General features: G+C 61.3%; 12 protein-coding genes. All 12 read right to left on the reverse strand.

Annotated features, from left to right (window positions below; genetic code table 11):
- Window positions 1-37: 37 nt before the first annotated feature.
- Complete coding sequence (locus CAF80_RS01350; protein ID WP_085666713.1) at window positions 38-2,953, reverse strand: TIGR00180 family glycosyltransferase; 2,916 nt, start codon at window positions 2,951-2,953, stop codon at window positions 38-40.
- Window positions 2,954-3,008: 55 nt separating this feature from the next.
- Window positions 3,009-3,746 (reverse strand): cephalosporin hydroxylase family protein, encoded by a 738-nt coding sequence (locus CAF80_RS01355; RefSeq protein WP_039765554.1) that lies wholly within the window; start codon window positions 3,744-3,746, stop codon window positions 3,009-3,011.
- A 17-nt stretch (window positions 3,747-3,763) separates the two neighbouring features.
- Window positions 3,764-4,837, reverse strand: a complete 1,074-nt coding sequence (locus tag CAF80_RS01360) for a class I SAM-dependent methyltransferase (protein ID WP_085666714.1) — start codon at window positions 4,835-4,837, stop codon at window positions 3,764-3,766.
- On the reverse strand, window positions 4,834-5,685 hold the full coding sequence (locus tag CAF80_RS01365) for an NAD(P)-dependent oxidoreductase (protein ID WP_085666715.1): 852 nt from the start codon (window positions 5,683-5,685) through the stop codon (window positions 4,834-4,836). The genes CAF80_RS01360 and CAF80_RS01365 overlap by 4 nt, the downstream gene beginning before the upstream one ends.
- A complete protein-coding gene (locus tag CAF80_RS01370) occupies window positions 5,682-6,908 on the reverse strand; it encodes a class I SAM-dependent methyltransferase (protein WP_085666716.1) in 1,227 nt (408 codons plus the stop codon). Before CAF80_RS01370 ends, CAF80_RS01365 begins: the two co-directional genes overlap by 4 nt.
- Window positions 6,905-7,465 (reverse strand): dTDP-4-dehydrorhamnose 3,5-epimerase, encoded by a 561-nt coding sequence (gene rfbC / locus CAF80_RS01375; RefSeq protein ID WP_085666717.1) that lies wholly within the window; start codon window positions 7,463-7,465, stop codon window positions 6,905-6,907. Before rfbC ends, CAF80_RS01370 begins: the two co-directional genes overlap by 4 nt.
- Window positions 7,462-8,544, reverse strand: coding sequence for a CDP-glucose 4,6-dehydratase (gene rfbG, locus CAF80_RS01380; RefSeq protein ID WP_074687524.1), 1,083 nt, complete (start codon window positions 8,542-8,544; stop codon window positions 7,462-7,464). Before rfbG ends, rfbC begins: the two co-directional genes overlap by 4 nt.
- Window positions 8,526-9,299: a glucose-1-phosphate cytidylyltransferase gene (rfbF, locus tag CAF80_RS01385; RefSeq protein ID WP_085666718.1), complete on the reverse strand. Its 774-nt coding sequence runs from the start codon at window positions 9,297-9,299 to the stop codon at window positions 8,526-8,528. Before rfbF ends, rfbG begins: the two co-directional genes overlap by 19 nt.
- 245 nt (window positions 9,300-9,544) lie before the next feature.
- Window positions 9,545-11,560 carry a calcium-binding protein gene (locus tag CAF80_RS01390; RefSeq protein ID WP_085666719.1) on the reverse strand — a complete coding sequence of 672 codons (2,016 nt, stop codon included), beginning with the start codon at window positions 11,558-11,560 and terminating at the stop codon, window positions 9,545-9,547.
- Window positions 11,561-11,784: 224 nt separating this feature from the next.
- Window positions 11,785-15,378: a glycosyltransferase gene (locus CAF80_RS01395; RefSeq protein ID WP_085666720.1), complete on the reverse strand. Its 3,594-nt coding sequence runs from the start codon at window positions 15,376-15,378 to the stop codon at window positions 11,785-11,787.
- Window positions 15,379-15,495: 117 nt separating this feature from the next.
- Window positions 15,496-17,067, reverse strand: a complete 1,572-nt coding sequence (locus CAF80_RS01400; RefSeq protein WP_039765536.1) for a flagellar hook-associated protein 3 — start codon at window positions 17,065-17,067, stop codon at window positions 15,496-15,498.
- A gap of 13 nt (window positions 17,068-17,080) precedes the next feature.
- Window positions 17,081-19,126 (reverse strand): flagellar hook-associated protein FlgK, encoded by a 2,046-nt coding sequence (flgK, locus tag CAF80_RS01405; RefSeq protein WP_039765533.1) that lies wholly within the window; start codon window positions 19,124-19,126, stop codon window positions 17,081-17,083.
- Window positions 19,127-19,137: the final 11 nt, after the last annotated feature.

The raw sequence follows: 19,137 nt of genomic DNA on the forward strand, positions 1-19,137 counted from the left end.
TAACCATAACTTGAGTCCTGTTCCTTGTACGCCAGGCCTAGGCGATCAATTGCGCCCAGTTCAGCGAAGCGCTGTCGTTCAGCACAAAGCCTTTGCCAGTCAGGCTCAGGTTGGCGTTGTACGCCTGATCCTGAGCGAACGCCGCCGCCCATTTTTCCTGCAATGCAGCCAGTGCCTGATCAGCCTGGGCGATATCGCCCTGATGGATGACTTGCACCGATGGCGTCCAGACAGTCAGGTAGCCGGCCTGACCGGCCTTCAGGCACAGGTCGACATCGCTGAAGCCGGCAGCGAACGTGTTGTCGTCCAGACCGCCCAGAGCCTCGAACAATTCTTTGCGCACCATCAGGCAAACGCTGGAAACCGCCGTGTAGTTCTGGTCCACGGACAACCGGTACAGATAGCCTTCGGCGTCGTGTTTCTCGCCGACGAATGCCGAGCCGACACCACCGTTCATGCCCAGGATCAGACCGGCCTGGCTGACCTTGCCGTCGCGGTCGACCAGTTTGGGACCGACCACCCCGATTTCCGGACGCAGCGCATGGTTGAGCAGCGAGTCGAGCCAGTTCGGATTGACCACTTCCGCGTCCGCCGCCAACAGCACCAGAAACTCGCCTTGAGCCTGCTGGCTGGCCGCGTTGCACAGCGCGGCCGTGCTGAGCGATTGATCGGCGCGCAGCACGCTGACTTTCGGATGCTGATAAGTCCCGAGCCAGTCATTGACCTCGGCCGATTGCGAAGCCGTGGTTGCAATCAGGATTTCGTACTTGTGATAGCGGGTGCGCAACAGCACGCCTTCCAGGCAGCGTTGCAGAGCAGACAGATCGTCCCCGGCCGGGATAACGATCGAAACCAGAGGGCGATCACTATGGTGATAATCGATCTGGTAGACCCCCGGCACCGCCGACGTGACCTTGGCCTTGTAACCGCGATTGCCCAGATGACGCAGCAATGCCAGACGCTCATGCGGATTCTCTTCAAGCTCCGGCGCCTGAGTGATCAGCAGCGGCTCATCAAGGTGCGCCAGGCTGTTCAGGCCACCCTGTTCAATGATGCGCAGCAGCAGATCGAACTCCAGCGCCTTGCTGAAATCGGCCCGGTAGCCGTCAACTTCCAACAACACTTCACGCCGTATCAGCCAGTGCCGCGCCATCAGGCCCGGCAGGCTCAACAACAGGTCCAGATTGAAGCCCGGACGGAACACATCCATCAGCGCACCGTTTTCCCGGCGCTGAATCTCGTCCGTGGAAACGGCGCTGATACCGCCAGCGTTCATCAGCTCCAGGCTGGCGCGCAACAGGCCGCCGGCAGTGAACTCATCCCCCGCCTCAGCCAGAAGCAACCAGTCGCAAGGCGACTGACGAGCACTCTGGTTGAGCTTGTCGACCAGATTGTCGGGAGTCACGCGGACAAAGTGCAGCGTGTTCTGCGCAGTGGTCGCCGCCGGTGCTTCACCGGTGGTGAACACGACAATGCGAAATGCCTTGCATTGACCTTCGAGCAGGCTGTCGAGGCTGACCTGCAACTTGTCGATGTCGTCATCCATATCCAGCAGGAAAATGCCGAATTGCGGACCACCACCGTTCACGGCCAGATGTTCGGCAATCGACCCGATCTGCACCGCATCGGCTTGACGCGACTCCAGCCACTTGAGCAGACGCCCGGATTGCATCTGGTCGAACACCTGATGGTGATCGGCGACGGTCAGCGTTTCCAGACGTGCGATCCAGTTACGCATCTTCAGCGCTTCCTCACTTTCGCCAGACAGCTCCAGTTGCTCGGCCAGGCGCTTGGCTACGGTGCGGTTGAACGCATTGAGATCATGGGCCTGCCACAGACGGTCGAGCACGCTGGCCGGGGTATCGTTGTTGCGCGCCTGGATCAGGTGCGCCTGACGCGTCCACACACCCTCGAGTTTTTCCAGTTGAATGCGCCCGGCCGGCATCGCGTGCAGCATGAATTCGAACTGCTCCAGACGATCGAAGAATGCCTGGTTGTAGAACGGCATTTCGACGTACTGCAGGGGGCCGAAGCGGCGGTCCGGCCGCTTGAGCTCCTGGTTCCACGTCGACTGGATAATCAGCTCCGCCGTCAGGGCGCGGCCGCTTTGCAGACTGTCGACCATCGCCTCGAAACTTTGCAGGGCAAACGCCTTGCCCTGCTCTGCGTTCAAGTCTTTGATACCGGTTGGCAGACCCGCGAGGAACTCGGCGAAGGCTTCGCGTTCGGCCACGGATTTCGCATCGATATAGGTCAGCGAGTGGTAGACCTCTGTGCTGTGCTCAGAGTTGCCATAGTTGATCTCACGAACCACATACGGGATCGGCAGGATTCGCGCCTTGGCACTGGCCAGCAGGAAATATACATGGCCGATTTCCTGCCACTGGAAACTGGTGCCCGGCGGCAATGCCGAATGCCAGGTTTTCATCAGGTCGGTACGGGTGACCGCGTAGAACGGCGGGATGTACTGACTCATGTAGTCGACGACGCGGTCCTGCGCCCGTTCGGACGCATAGTCTTCCTGCACTTTCTTGTCGCGGCGGTAGTAGCTCACGCCACCGCCCAGCGTCAGGTACATCATGCAGTAACCGTGGCACATGCCGTAATCCGGATTCGCCTGCAGGAAGCCCACCGACTCGGCCAGCGAATCGTGCAGGATGAAGTCGTCGTCGGCCGCCAGCACCATGTACGGCGTGGTCAGTTGCTCCACGCCATAGGCCAGCTTGGCCTGCATGCCCCAGTAGGCGAACTGCGGCACGTGGTGGTAATCAACTGCGGAGAAGTCGCCTTCCGGCCGCTCGGCCGTGGAGTCCAGCACCATGATTCTGCAGGGCAGGCTGCTGTAATACTTCACCGCCCGACGCAGGAACGCCGGACGATTGTGCGTAATCAGCACTACGGTCAACAGCTCGTTGAGCGGTAGCGTCAGTTCAGAACTGTACTTGCCTTGCATAACTTCTCTCCACAACCGGCGACTCGCCGAGACAACGCTTTGGTGATGTTGCGAATTAACGAACGCGACGCAGATAGCCGTCCGGCGCCACGGTGATCAGCAGCTTGTTCTGCAGCTGAACGTCGATCTCGAAATCCTTGCTCTCTTCCAGGTATTTCCACACGGCGGTCTTCGGGTTATCGCCCGGACCCCATGGACGATCCGGGAAGAAATCGGCCGGCATGTCTTCAACCACGGTGTCCATCACCACGCAGTAGCTGTCGACCGAAACCAGTGGCGCGTAGAGGCGCAGCTCTTCGAGCACGTGGTCGTGGGTGTGGTTGGAATCGAGCACCAGAATGACTTTCTTGCCCTCGGCGGCAGCGCGAACCTGAGCGGCGATGGCCGGGTCGATGCTCGAACCTTCGATCATCTTGATGCGCTTGCTCATCGGGTGGCTTTCGATGGCTTCGCGGTTGTGCGCACGGATGTCCAGATCGATGCCCAGCACCTCGCCGTGACCTTGCAGTTCCAGCAGGGAGGCGTAGTAGATGATCGAACCGCCGTGGGCGATGCCGCACTCGATGACCAGATCCGGTTTCACCTGCCAGATGATTTCCTGCATGGCCATCATGTCTTGCGGCAGCTGGATGATCGGACGGCCCATCCACGAGAAGTGGTAGCTGTACTTGTGCTTGGCCGATTCGTTGAAGAAATCGCGGGCCAGGCCGGTGAGTTTCTGGTCGTCACCCTGTTGGGCGATCTGCTCGCGGCATTCGGCTTCGAAAGCTTTGTTGATGCTGTTGTCGGTCATTTTCAAAATCTCAAGGGTCACTGGAACGAAGCGCTGTCGACGGCGTGATAGACGTAACGTCCACCGGTCATCCGCTTGATCTCTTCGAGGTAATTGGAATTCATCACAAACAGGTTGGCGCCCTCGGGCAAGGCGTCCATCGCCTCTTGCGGCGAGGACACCCGGGCGCCGCTCAGGGGCAGGTAACGCCCCTGCTTGGCCGGGTTGATATCGACCACGCGATCCACCGCCACGCCGGCGCGTTGCAGGAACAGCGAATAGATCACGCCTTTGGACGAGGCGCCCCAGATCGCCGAACCCTGCTCGGGTGCACCCTGGATGATCTGCACCGCGCGCTCGAGGCTGGCGGTGAAATCGTCCGGCAAGGCCAGGCGTGGCACCGGTTGTTCCGGGGTCAGGCGCAACGTGGCAAGGTCAGCGACGATGTACAGGTATTGGCCACCGAACAGGTGACCGGCCTCGTGCACGGTGCCGAACATCCGGCGCAGGTCATCGAGACGGAAGTAATTGACGTGCTCGTAGAACAGATCGAACCAGGCTCGGTGTTCGAGGATCCAGTCGAAGCACGGCACTTCGATGTAGATCTGCCCGCCGCCCTGGTTGGCTTCGGCGATCACCGCCAGAAAGCCCAGCGGATCCTGGATATGTTCCAGCACATGACGCAGCACGATGGCGTCCGCCTCAAGGCCCAGACCTTGGGTGAACGGGGCCTTGATCACGTCGGCGTTATCGCCTTCATAGGCCGGGTCGATGCCGGTGATGCGATAACCCAGGCCCTTGAGCAGCTCCAGGAAATAGCCTTTGCCGCAGCCGACTTCGATCAGTTCCTGACCCTTGAAGTGCCGGGCAATGATGCCTTCGACATCGCTCAAGTGCTTCTGGAACTGACCGGAATGCGCCTGCTCGTTCTGGTAGTCGGCGTCGTAGCTGAGCTTGTCGGCGTCGAACGCCGCATTGAAGATCAGACCGCTGCGCTCATCCTGCACCAGCAACATGTCGGCGCGGGCCGATGCCTTCGCCGATTCGGGATCGGCAAAGGTGCGGTTCTGCAGCACCGGCAGGTCGGTGACCCGATACAACTCGTGCCTCATTGCGGCTCTCCCAATAACTGTTGCAAGCGCTCGGTCACCGCCCAGAACGCCAGCGGCTCGTGGGTCGGATACGGATAGTGGCCGAGGTTCAGACCGATGGTCGCGCCGCGCTCTCGCACGCGCTGTTCAACCAGCGACCGCACCGAAACCGGCTGGCCGCTGGCGCAGTTGATCGTGCCGTCGAAGTCGCGTTTGTGCAGGATCGCGGCGAGTTGAACGGCAGCGGTTTCAATCGGCAGAAAATCGCGCAGCTGTTCACCGGCCGACATGTTGAACGTCGCATCGCCGACATCGATGGCCCGGTCCAGCGCCGCCAGCAGACTGTTGGGGTTCTGCCCTTTACCGTGCAGATAGAACAGCCGCGCCCATTGCAGGGTGAACGGATGCTCCTGCTGCAGATGTTGCAAAAACAGGTGCAGCGTGTGTTTGGCCAAACCGTAAGGATTGGCCGGCTGCGCGTCGTTCTGCTCGCTCAGCGGGCCGCTCTGCATGCCGTACTCGAAGCAGGTGCCGGTCACCAGCACCTGCTTCGCGCCCGCCTCTACCGCGCCTTTGATGAAGCGATAGTCGGCCATCAGGTTGTGCTCGAAATGGAACAGCGCCCGATAGTTCGGCAACCCCGGCCAGGCCAGGTGCGCGAGTGCATCGACGCCCTTGGTCAGCGCCGCGACATTCAGATCCGCCGCGTGAATATCCGCGCTCACGAACTCGACGTCCTTGATCCACGGCATGTCCGCAGCTTTCTGCACATCGCGCGCCACCGCCCGCACCGTGCAACCACGGGCCAGCAACGCCGCGACCAGATGACGACCGACGAAGCCCGTGGCCCCGGTGACCAGAACCTTCACAGCACGCTCAACTCAGGCACGGCGATCACGAAGCGACCGTCCCACTGACGCACCTGAGCCAGCTGCTGGCTGACTTCGTGCAACAGGTTCCATGGCAGCACCAGCACGTAATCCGGCTTCTCGATATCGATCTGCGCCGGCGCGACAATCGGGATGCGGCTGCCCGGCAAAAACTTGCCCTGCTTGTGCGGGTTGGCATCGGCGACCCAGGCCAGCAGATCCGGTTTGACCCCGGCATAGTTGAGCAAGGTGTTGCCCTTGGCAGCGGCGCCGTAGCCGACCACACGTTTGCCGTCGGCCTTGGCCTGCAACAGGAAACGCAGCAGATCATGCTTGATACGTTCGGCAGCCGGCGCCAGCGTCGCGTAGTACTCGAAGGTTTTCACCCCAGCGTCGAGCTCGGCCTGCAACTGCTGTTGCACGGTCGGCTGCACGGCGCGGCGTTCGCCGTCCTTGCGCTGGACGAACACCCGCAGCGATCCGCCATGGGTGGTCAGCTGGCTGACGTCGAACACTTCCAGGCCGTTGCGCTCGCACAGGGTCTGCACGGCGGTCAACGACAGGTACGAATAGTGTTCGTGATACAGCGTGTCGAACTGCGCGCCGGCCATCAGCGTCAGCAGTTGCGGGAATTCGAAGGTGGCGACGCCGGTCGGTTTGAGCAGCGCAGCGAAACCACCGAGGAAATCGTTGATGTCCGGCACGTGGGCGAGCACGTTGTTGGCGGCCATCAGGTCGGCGGCCCAGCCTTCGCTTTTCAGCTGGGTGGCGGTATCGCGACCGAAGAACAGTTCACGAATCTCCAGGCCTTTTTCCCGTGCTGCCTGCGCGGTGCTGCGGGTCGGCTCGACGCCCAGGCACTGGATGCCGCGACCGGCCACGTATTGCAGCAGGTAGCCGTCGTTGGCGGCGACTTCCACCACGCGGCTGTCAGCGGTCAGGCCAAAGCGCTCGACCATCTGGGCCACATAACGCTCGGCGTGGGCCAGCCAGGTGCTGGAGAACGAACTGAAGTAGGCATACTCGGCGTCGAACAGGCTGTCGGCGGAGGTGTAATCCTCGGTCTGCACCAGCCAGCATTGCTCGCACACGGCGACCTTCAGCGGCACCCATTGTTCGGCCTGCTCCAGCCGATCGGCGTGGACGTAGGCATTGGACGGTGGCGAGGTGCCGAGGTCGATCAGCGGCAGGCTCAGCGGTGCAGCGCACCCACGGCAGTTCATAGACGCACTCCAGCAAAGTGTTGATCGAGCGCGGGATGGCTGGAATCACGCGCTGACAAATTATTGACAGGCAACGGCCAGGCAATCGCCAGCCGTGGATCGTTCACCGACAGGCCGCCCTCGTGCTCCGGCGCGTAATCGGCGCTGTGCAGATAAAGCAGTTCGGCGTCTTCGGTAAGGGTCTGGAAACCGTGGGCGAAACCGGCCGGAATCAACAGGCTACGACCGTCGCCGGCCTTCAGGTGCTCGGCGTGCCAGTGCAGGAAGGTTTCCGAGTCCGGGCGCAGGTCTACCGCCACGTCCCACACCTCACCGCGCAGGCAGGTGATCAACTTGGCTTCCGGCGCGTTGGCATTCTGGTAATGCAGACCGCGCACGCTGCCCTGCTCGCGGGTGCAGGAATGGTTGATCTGGCGGATGTGAAATTCACTGCCGAACGCCTTCAAACTGCCCTCGCAGAACAGCCGGGCGAAGTGCCCGCGCTGGTCTTCGAAGCGCTTGTGCTGGACGCTGAACAATCCGGCCAGCGGTAGCTGTTTCAAGGAAAACTCGCTCACAGCGCGCCCCGGTACAGGTTCAGTTGGCCGAGGGTCACGGTGCGCATGTCGTCGCCGTTCTGCCATGCCAGATGCCAGTCGAGGGTCTGGGTCAGGCATTGCTGCAACGACCAGCGCGGTTGCCAGCCGAGCACCTGACGAGCGCGGCTGCTGTCAAGACGCAACAGGCCGGCTTCGTGCAGGTCACTCTTTTCGAGGCGCAGGCCACGGGCCTGAGGCCAGCGGTTGGAGAGCAGTTCAACCACTTCGCCGACGCTGCACATGTCTGCTTCGCCCGGGCCGAAGTTCCACGCCCCGGCGTATTCCGGGCCTTGTTCGTAGAGCCCGGCGGCCAGTTGCAGGTAGCCGGCCAGCGGCTCCAGCGCGTGCTGCCACGGGCGCACGGCTTGCGGGTAACGCAGGGTCACCGGCTCGTCGGCCGACCAGGCTTTCAGTACATCGGGAATCAGCCGTTCTGGGGCGAAATCGCCGCCGCCCAGCACATTGCCGGCGCGCGCAGTGGCCAGGGCCAGACCGTGCTCGGCGTACTTGTCGGCCGGGAAAAACGATGCCGCGTAAGACTGCGCCAGCAACTCGCAACAGGCTTTGCTGCTGCTGTAAGGGTCGTGGCCACCGAGGGCTTCGTCCTCGCGGTACGGCCACAGCCATTCCTTGTTGGCGTAGACCTTGTCGGTGGTCACCAGCACGCAGGCCCGCACGCAACCGACCTGACGAATCGCTTCGAGCAGGTTGAGGGTGCCCATGACGTTGCTGGAATAAGTGCCGAGCGGATCGCGATAGCCTTCGCGCACCAGCGGCTGGGCCGCCAGGTGCAGGACGATCTCCGGTTCGGTGTCGGCGATGATCTCGAGCAAGGCGCCCAGATCACGCAGGTCGCCGCGCTGATCGTTGATGCCTTCGTGCACGCGCGCCAGTTCAAACAGACTCGGCTCGGTCGACGGATCGAGGGAAAAACCGCTGACCTGCGCGCCGAGGCTTTGCAGCCACAGGGTCAGCCAACTGCCCTTGAAACCGGTATGCCCGGTGACCAGAACCCGCTTGCCGCGCCAGAACTCAGAACTCAGGCCCATTGCTTCCATGGGGCCTCCCCGCTCTGCCACAGCGCTTCGAGATGGTTCTTGTCGCGCAGGGTGTCCATCGGATGCCAGAAGCCTTCGTGCTCGAAGGCTTTCAGTTGTTCGTCCTGGGCCAGTCGAGCCAATGGCTCCGCTTCCCAGGTAGTTTCGTCGCCGGCGATATACGACAGCACTTTTGGCGACAGCACGAAGAAGCCGCCATTGATCCAGCCGCCGTCGCCGCGCGGTTTTTCGGTGAAGCCGAGGACCTGATCACCCTGCCGTTCAAGGGCGCCGTAACGGCCCGGCGGCTGCACGGCGGTGACGGTCGCCAGACGGCCATGAGCCTTGTGGTAGTCGACCAGTTGAGCAATGTTGATGTCGGAGACGCCGTCGCCGTAGGTGAAGCAGAACGCTTCTTCGTCCTTGAGGTAACGGCCGGCACGCAGCAGACGGCCGCCGGTCATGGTTTCCTCGCCGGTGTCGATCAGGGTGACGCTCCACGGCTCGCTGTAGTTCTGGTGAACGTCCATGCGGTTGTTGCGCATGTCGAACGTGACGTCGGAGGTGTGCAGGAAGTAGTTGGCGAAGAAGTCCTTGATCGCGTAGCCCTTGTAGCCGAGGCAGATCACGAAGTCGTGGATTCCGTGGGCGGAATACTGCTTCATGATGTGCCAGAGAATTGGCTTGCCGCCAATCTCGATCATTGGCTTGGGCTTGAGGTGCGACTCTTCACTGATGCGCGTGCCGAGGCCACCCGCCAAAATAACTGCCTTCATCGTCTCCCCTCTTCTACGTCACAGGGCTTGGCCTCGCTGTTGCAGGCCTTTGCGGCTGAACCTTTGCCAGTCCGGGCGCAGGTGAATGACCGCGAGCGCTCGTTTTATGGCGATTTGAGGAGGACTTGCAGGAAACGCGCCAGCTCCGCCAGCCCTGCGTCGGCGGGACATCCGGACATGAAAAAGGGATGACTCCGTTGCCGGAATCATCCCTTTCATCAAGCTACTTCAATGAGTCGGACGAATCAGCCAAACATCGCGAATCCATCGATCGTGGCCGGCAGGTCGTAGACCTTGCCGTCAGCGGTCTGCAGATGCTCGATTTTGTTGTACCCGGCATACCCGGGATACCCGGCAGACTCGGCGTACCAGCCTTGCAGTTTCACGCCGCTGTCGGGAACGCCGACGCTGCCGTCGTTGGCGCCATGCAGATAGGCGTCATCACCGATGCGAGTGACGTTCAGCTGGCTGAGATTGGCGACAGTATTCAGGATCAGCGTGTCATTGAGGTCCCAGCCTTCGTCCTGAATCGTTACCAGCCCGGTGGTGTTCACGACATAGGTGTCATCACCCGTACCGCCGAACGCGAAGCCGCCAGTGCCGGACTGGCCCGCAAGGTTGAGAACCAGCACGTCATTACCGCTGTCACCGAACAGCATGTAGTTGCTGCCGGTCCCGGTCAGCACGTCATTGCCTTCATCACCGTAGGCACCGCCGCGGTTGACCGTGACGGTGTCATCGCCCTCGTCTCCATGGGCCAATGTACCCAGGTCATTCACGACACTGACGATGACGTCATCGCCCGAACCGCCAGACAGCAAGTCGGCCTGCGCGACATTTGTGTCGAGACCGGATTTCAGTCCGCCATAGAGATAGTCATTGCCATCGCCACCCACAATCTGGTCACTACCAGACCCGCCTTCGAGGACGTTGTCACCCGAGTCGCCTCGCAGGAAGTCATCGAACCGGCTACCGCGCAGCCCTTCAATATCGACGTAGGTATCGTAGAGCGCGATACCGCTTTGCGGCCCCCAGCCCAGCGAGGCGCTCAACCCTTCGTTGCTGTCGTCGTAGCTGACGATGTCGATACCGGCTCCGCCCTCAAAGCGATCACCGCCCGCGCCACCCGACAGGACGTCATTGCCGGCACCGGAGATGATTCTGTTGGATTCGTCATTACCGTATCCAGTGAAGTCCGCAGTGCCGGTGTAGGTCATGTTCTCGATGAACGCAGCCATGTGCATCGACGACAGGCTGGTGTTCAGTTGATCGATGCCACCGGGGAAATTCTGCTCGACGATGGTCACGCCCTCGCTGTTGATCGTGTACACATCATCACCCGCGCCGCCCTCCAGGGTCAGGCCGCCGACGTTGGCGGTGAAGTGGTCAGCGAACGGCGTACCGATGACTTTCTCCACGTTCACCAACGTGACATCCGGAGCACCTGCCTGCTGACCAATGCCGATATTGACGCCGTCCCAGGAGAGGCGGTAGCTCACGGTGTCGTAACCATCAGCGCCATCCACGATCATGGCGTTATCGAGCAGATACACCACGTCATCGAAATTCGATCCCTGAATCGCCTCGATGCCGGTGAAGGTGTCGCCAGCGGCGATGGTCAATGCGTCGTAGTTCTCGAAGTCGTGGACTCTCACACCTTCAAGGCTGTCGCTATAGCTGACGGTATCGAAGCCTTCGCCACCCACGAAGTGATCAGCGCCGGCGCCGCCCCACAGCCAGTCGTTGCCGGTGCCACCGATGATCTCGTTGTCGCTGGCATTGCCGTAACCCTTGAAGTCGCCCGTGCCGGTAAAGGTCAGCTTCTCGATGAACGGGTCCATCTTGATGGTATTGAGACTGGTGCGCAGCTCGTCGTAGCCGAGATAGTTTTCCTCGATGATCGTTACACCTTCGCTGCCGACGATATACACATCGTCACCGGCACTGCCTTCCAGCGTCACGCCGGCCACATTGCTGGTGAAGGTGTCATTTTGAAAAGTGCCGAAGACCTTCTCCACGCCGATCAGCGTATCGACCTTGCCGTCAGCGGCAGTGACGGTCGTCGAGGTATCGTTGAACTCGACGCTCACCCCCGAGGACAAGGCGTAATAATTCGCCGTATCAAACCCTTCACCGCCATCCAGCAGATCATTGCCGGCACTTGCCAGCAACACATCGTCCGACTCCATTCCATAGAGTTCGTCATTGCCATCGGTGCCCGACAGGACATCTGCCTCACTCGTTCCATTCACTACTGACATTTGCGTCTTCCTTGCGTTGTTGTTGAATCGGGAAACCGGCCTCCCGGGCACAAGCCGATCACGCCAGCAGCAACCGTCCGAGGTCAGCGAATAGAGAAGTATCGACAGGAAAATTCCGATTCTTGAGGCTCTGCGGTGAAAAAAGTATCAATACCGATACAAACAGAATCTTGAAGACGCAAAAAAGGCGACTCGAAAGTCGCCTTTTTTTTCAGCAGTGCCGGTCAGTCGGCCAGCCAGCCGTTTTCCCAGTACCGCAGGTTGTCGCCGCGCAGCACGTAGTCGCGCAGTACGACTTCACGCAGCTGATCACCCATGCGGTAACTGGCATCCGGATCAGCCAGGTGCATGCGGATCGCTTGCAGCCACTCCTCGGTGGAGTTGGTCTTGACCCGGGTGCACGGCAGGTAACCCTGATAGGCCTCGGTATCGGTGCAGACCACCGGGTAGCCGCACGCGCCGTACTCCAGCAGGCGCAGGTTGCTCTTGCAGTCGTTGAAGATGTGGAACTCCAGCGGTGCCAGGGCCAGGTCAAGGTTGAGGCTGGCCAGTTTCGCCGGATACACATCCAGCGGGATCACGCCGTGGAACTCGTGCATGTACGGACGCAAGTCATCCGGGCACATGCCGAAGAACACCCAGTCGACCTCGTTTGCCAGTTCACGGACCACATCGGCAATCACCGCCAGATCACCGTGGTGGCTGGTGCCGCCGCCCCAGCCGACCCGCGGCTTTTTCGAGGTGCGACGCTGGCTGCGCAAGTCGGTCCACAAGTGCCGCGACAACATGTTCGGTACGACCCGGATGTCGTGATGCATGTCCGACAGAACGTTGGCCAGCGGTTGGGTAGACACCACCACCCGATCGCACAGACCGATCGCCCGCCGCACCAGCCGCTCCATTTCCTGCTTGTTCGGCATGTTGCGAATGTGCGCGTTGCGATGAGGGACATCGATGACATAGTCATCGAGCTCGTAGATCCGCCGGGCGTTGAAAAAGTTTTTCAGCGGTGGAATTTCATCGATGGCACTTTCCGAATAGCGCCCCTGCAATACGATCACATCGGGAGCCTGCCGCTCGATGTCGATGATCGAAGGCAAACCGTAGCAGATCCGCCCCTCGGCACGGTTGGCCGCCTCCAGTTCGATCATCGGTTGGCTGATGCGATAGTGACCAATGGCGGAAGCGTTGATGGGCACCGCCAGCACATTCGGCAACTGTTTGCGCGAAAACGGACTCCAGCCGGTACGCAGGCCCGGCTCCAGACTGAAGCTGGTCGCACCGACACCCTGCACCGCCAGATTGACGTTGAACGCAGGATCGCGCGCAATCAGTGGCAACCAGCGCTTGTAGAACGTTTCGTGTTCCTGAATCTGCAGTTGCTCTTCTTCTGCCGTGGCCTCGGCCGTCGGCCGCGCGCCCAGGGCCAGCATGGCATAAGGAGTCCAGACCACCAGGTAACCTTCCCGGCCGACGCGCAGACACAGATCCGCCACATTGAGGGCCTGCGCCAGATCCTGTTCGTCGAGCCCGTCGACAGCATCAAAGACAGCCTTGCGAATCATCAGGCAATCACCGCCGACCGCACTCAGGTCATGCACCGCCTGCAAGCGGAACATGTACCCGTCCGCCTGCAGCGACTGACCATAGAAGGGCAATCCCACGGCGCCCTGCATACCCAGAATCAGGCCGGCATGCAGCACACAACCGTCCGGATTGTACAACTTGGCGCCGACGACCCCGACTTCCGGGCGCTGCGCATGATTGAGCAGTTCGTCCAGCCAGTCGGACTGGGTGATCACCGCAAAGGTATTGAGCATCAGCACGTATTCGCCGCGGGCCTGCCCTACCGCAAAGTTGTGCGTGGCGGCTGCATTGCCCTGTTGCGCGAAGCTCAGCACGCGAACCCGGTCGCTGCCCAGTTGCGCCATGCCGTCCAGCCAGGCCAGCGCCTCGGCACTGGTGCTGCCGTTATCGACCAGCAGCAGCTCGTACTCGGTGTAGGCGGTTTTTTCCAGCAGCGTCTCGACGCAACGCTGCAAGGCGGCGGTCTGGTCCCGGGTCACAATGATGACCGACACCAGCGGACGCCGGGCGTGATGATAGTCGACACGATTGAGCAGCTCGCAGCTGCCACGGCGAATGTCGTGGGCCAGACCCAGACGCTGCAGATGCGCTTCGAGCACGCGCGGATTCTGTTCGAGGACGCCCGGGGCCGCCAGCCACTTCGACAGGTCGAAAGGCGACTCCAGCATGACCTCGGCAATGTGGCCGACAACCTGTGTGCCATCGCTCTCGACCAGACGCCACAACACATCGTGCGGCGCGAGCTGAGCGAAGTCAGGTGCAAAACCACCGAGCGCCAGAAAACGCTCACGCTCGAACGCCAGTGCCCGGCCCACATAAGGGTAGCTGCGCATCAGGTCGAGGTTGAAATCCGGCTTGAACGCAGGTTCTGCCGACTCCCCGTCACGCAAGCTGCCCTCGTCGCTGTACAGACATTTCAGTGACGGGGAATGCACGATGCGCTCGGCCATGACCAGCAACGCCGGCGCCACCAGCCGATCACCCGCCTGCAGCAGGTAGAACCAGTCGGCTCCCGCCAGTTGCGGCAGCAGCGCATTGATCTGCTCCATGCCGTCGTCTTGCAAAGGCATGCGGAACACCCGCCCGTCCAGCTCGGTTTCGGTACACGAGGCGGACAGGACAAGGATCAGCTCCGGCGGATAATCCTGAGCGGCGAGCGACGCCAGTGTGCGTTCGACACTGTCACGACTGCCCTGCCCGTCGATGACGATCGGCACGATCCGGGGTTGATGCGACCAGCCGGCCAGGGTTTCCGGCAGCAACGTGCGCTGACCTTCGGTCAGTACCCGGCAGTTGAGCCACTGCGCGTAGAGCTCGGCAAAACTCCAGCTGTCGATGCCGACACTCCACTCCTGACGGCTCTGTTTGGAGCCCAGGGTGCGACTCAGCGGCAGCTCTTCCCAGACCCGCGGAGACTCATCGGCCTTGCTCAGCGGAACATAGCGAACCCATCCCGGCGCCGGCGCGGCTTCGCCGCTGCGCGATTTGAGCATCTGCAGCATCCACTCACGCTCGACCTCGAGCGCGTCTTTCATCGGCTGTTGCGCACTCAGACGTTCCGGGTAGAGCCGCTCGGCGCTGAGCACGTTGTTGGAGACGGCCAGATTGCCGCGCCGCAGCAGGCAGACGTACAGGGCAAAATCCAGCGACGCGACGAAGCAGTGACCTTCCTGAGTCAGCGCCGGCAACAGCTCTTCAACGTCGGCACGCCGGAACAGTGCGTTGGTGAATCCACCGAGGACGTTGACCGGGAATTTCTCGAAGATGCCCAGCAGATCGTCGCCCTTGAACAGACCGCTGTGCGGCGACAACGACGTGTTTTCCAGGCGCGCGGGCAGGATGATGTCCTGCGCATCCCAGAACAGTCGCTGAGCCAGTACCAGCCTGACCTCTTCACGCATCATCTCCTGGGCCTGCTGCCGGATGCAGTCGGCATACAAGTGATCGTCGTCGCACAGGAACTTGATGAACTCGCCCTGCGCCTGACTCAGGCACGCCTTGAGGTTGCCGATCATTCCCAGGGTGCGCGGATTGCGCACGTAGCGCACCTCGACGCCGGACTGCTCGATGACCGACGCGACGATGCGTTCGATCTCGGAACCCCGACTGTCATCGCAGACGATGATTTCCAGAGGGCTGTAAGTCTGGCTGACAGCACTGTTCAATGTCCGCTCGAAGAAGCGCGGATTGAAGGCAGGAATGACGAGGCTGACAAGAGGAAGTGAATTCACGGCGGACTCGCAAGCGGCGGGAACCCGCCCGGAACAGCGAGCCCTTTGAAACCGCAGAAAAAGACAAATGATACAGAGCGAACGGAGCAAGCGGGCGCTTGCGCGCCCGCTCAGGCTTCAGATCTTGTTGAACAGGCCCAACTGAGAGATTTTGCTGAACGCCAGCTGCGAGGCCTGCAGCATGGTCTGCTGCAAGGTCAGGCGGGTCATCACTTCGGCCGGATCCGAATCACGGATCGTGCCCTGGGTGGTGGCGTTCGCCAGTTGCAGGCTCTGGTTGGTGGTGCTCTGGTCATCCAGCGACTGCCCGCGGGCACCGATGGACGTCACCGCACTGCCGATCTGGTTGGCGGCACTGTCGATGTTGCCCAGTGCCGACTCCATTGCCCCCTGGAATTTCTGCTTGGCCACCGGATCACCGTCGATCGGGGTGTTCAGCGCCGTGACCATCTGGCCCAGGGTGTCGAGCACGTTCTGGGTCTGGTGGTTGTTGGACTGGATCGAGAACTGGTCACCGGCCGCGGGCGTGCCACCGAGAGCGAAGGTCACACCGGCCGCCGTCGCGTTGCCGCCAGCCACGGTGCCCGACGAGATCGGCTTGCTGTCAGCGGTGACAGGCGCCGCATACAAGTCGAACGCGGTGGCGCTGGTGAATTTCAAGACTGCACCGCCGCCCGACGGGAAGGCCGCGTTGTAGGCTGCCTGGTTGGTCACGCTGGAACCGGTGATAACCGCAGTCGACGGGTTGCCCGGGCTGCGTGCGGTATTGAAAGTGTCCGGCGTGGCCGACAGCTGGAAGCTGTGGCCGGCAATCACCGCATCCGGGTTGGTATCACCAGCCTTGAGATTGATGTTCAGCTTCAGATCGACACCGCGGAAGCTGACCGTCTGGTTGGCGCCGTTGCTGTTGCTGATCAGACCGTTCTGGCTGGCTTCGGCCGTCACATCGTTGCCCAAGGCATCGGTAATCTTCAGCTGAGTGCTGCTGATGAAGTCCACGGTGTACGGCTGGCCGGCCGTGAACTTGGAGTTGTACGTCGCCGCGTTGCCAACGACACCGTTGGTCAGCACAACGCGACCGTCATCAACGGCCGGAGCCGTCATGTTGGTCTGGGTGCGCGCAGTATTGATGGTCTGCTGGAAAGCATCCCAACCGGTGGTGTTAGTGGCCACCGACAAACCATCGCCAATGCCCAGGTTGATCTGGGTCTGGTCACCGTTGTAGGTGTAGGTGCCATCGGCGTTCTGCGAGTACGGCGCGGTATCGGTCTTCGAGCCGGAGAACAGGTAGTTGCCGTTGGCGTCCTTGGAGTTCATCAGGCCCAGCACTTGTTGCTGGATCTGGCTCAGTTCGGCGGCGTAAGCCTGGCGGTCCTTGTCGGTGGCGATGCCGTTATTGGCTGCCAGCCCGATTTCCTTGGCGCGCTGCAAAGCGTCGGTGATGGCCGTCAGCGTAGATTCCTGAACAGTCAGCGAGCTCTTGGTGGTGTCGATGTTGCCTTTGTACTGATCGAGCATCGCGGCCTGCTGACCCAGGCGCAGCAAACGACCAGCCCCGATCGGATCGTCGGCGGCGGTGTTGATGCGCTGCAGGCTGCTGGCTTCGTTGGCGGTCGCGACCGTCTTGCTGTAGTTGCGCTGATATTGGGCAGCTTGTGTCGCGTAATACTGGGCGGTGGAAATGCGCATGAATTACGGCTCCTTAAAGGCTGTTGATCAGCGTGGCGAAAGTTTCCTGCGCAGCCTTGATGATCTGCGAAGACGCTGTGTAGTACTGCTGATACTTGACCAGGTTGCCGGTCTCTTCATCCAGGTTGACCTGGGACAGCGAGTCCCGCGCACCCTGGGCCTGATCCAGGATCACCGTGGTGGCCGCACCGTCGGACTTGCTCTGGGCGGCCTGGGTACCGACGTTGGTCACCAGTTTGTTGTAGGCGTCGGTCAGGCTGATGCCCTTGCTCGCCGTGCCGGTGTCGACGGTCTGCTTGGTCTGCAGACCGACCAGTGCCTGGGCGTTGCGGTTGTCCGAAGAGGCTGCGCCGGTCAGGTTGATGGTGAAGGTTTCGCCGGACTTCGGCGTCGCGCCCACGGTGGTCTGCACGGTGAAGGTCTTTTGCACGTTCGGGATGACGGTGGTGTCCATCACCGGAGCCCCGGTGGAGTCGACCATGCCGATCTTCAGGTTCAGGGTGTTCGCCTGACCGGGAACGATGACGCCGGAACCGATCGTGGCACCCTTGGCATCAACCATGTTGTAAGTCTGGCTGCCGCTGGTGGTGGCGCCGAATACCAGTTTGACCGGGGTCGAATACTTGAGCGCGTTCTGCAGCTCCGCCTGGGACGCCGGGTTGTAGATATCGACGACGTCTGTCAGCGTCGGCTGGGTGTAGGTGCCTGAGTTGTTGGCACTGGCCACGCCGGTCAACGGTGCGGCTGCCGCGATTTTCTTCGGATCGGTGAGAACGGTCTGGATGCTGGCCGCCGCGTTGCGGGTCGGGGTGACCTTGAACGTGTCGCCGGCACTCAGGGCACCACCGTTAAGGGCCAGGGTAAAGCCGTCGATTACCGGAGGCGGCGTGGTCGTGGTGCTGAACGAACCCATGTCGGTGCCGTCGGAGCGCTTGACCGTGTAGTTGGTCGCGCTGGTGAAGGTGACCTGGTAGTCGCTGGTGGTCAGCTTGCCGGTGTCCTTGATGGTGACATCAAGGTTGCCCGAACCTGCGCTATTGCCGGACTGGGCAATACTGCGCTGGCTGATCAGGGCGGCACTGTTGATGTTGTTGAAAATCGCTGCGCCGAAGTCACCGTTCTTGTCGATGCCCTGGGCTTGCTGGCGGTTGATCTGGTCGGCAACGACCAGTGCCACACGGCCCAGCTCGTTGAGTGCAGGATCGAGCACTTCCTTGCGATAAGTCAGCAGACCACCGATTTCACCGCCGGTCATCGCCGAGGTGATGTCGATGGTGCTCGAACCACGATCCATCTGGATGCCCATGCGCGATGGGTCACCCTTGAGCGGCACGGTGCTCAGGGTATTGGTGGTATTGCCGATGACCAACGGCTGGCCGCTACCGATGTAGATGTCGAAGCTGGTGCCACGCTCAACGACTTGCGCGCCGGTCAGCTCGGAGAGCTGACGCACGGCTTCGTTACGGCTGTCGAGCAGATCGTTCGGCTGGCCGCCGCTGGTGGAGATCTCGCCGATCTTCTGGTTCAGCGTGGCAATCGAGGTTGCCAGCTTGTTCACCTGGGACGCCATGTCGGACAGGTTGCCATTGAGCGTGGCGTTCTGATCGTTCATCTGCTTGGCCAGTGCATTGAAGCGACTGGTCAGGGCCTGCGCGCCGGTCAGTACCGACTGACGGGAAGTGTCGTCGGTGGCCGAGGTCGATACGCCTTGCATCGAGGTGAAGAATTTCTGCAGCACGCCGGTCAGGCCGGTGTTGGTGTCGGACAGCGAGCCGTCCAGTGCGGTCGCCTGCGCACCGAAAGCGGCGGCTTCGCTATTGAGCGACGTGGCGGTACGCAGCTGAGATTCGAGGTAGGAGTTGTACACCCGGCGCACGTCGGCCAGGGTCGTACCGGTACCGATGAACACGTTACCGTATTGAATCGAGGACTTGGTGCCCTGCACGGTTTGCTGGCGTGAATAACCGGCGGTGTCGACGTTGGCAATGTTGTTACCCGTCACAGCCAGAGAGGATGAACTCGCGGCCAACCCCGACATCCCGATATTGAGCAAACTCATGATTCAAACCT

This window comes from Pseudomonas sp. B34(2017), assembly GCF_002112915.1.
Classification (GTDB): domain Bacteria; phylum Pseudomonadota; class Gammaproteobacteria; order Pseudomonadales; family Pseudomonadaceae; genus Aquipseudomonas; species Aquipseudomonas pharyngis.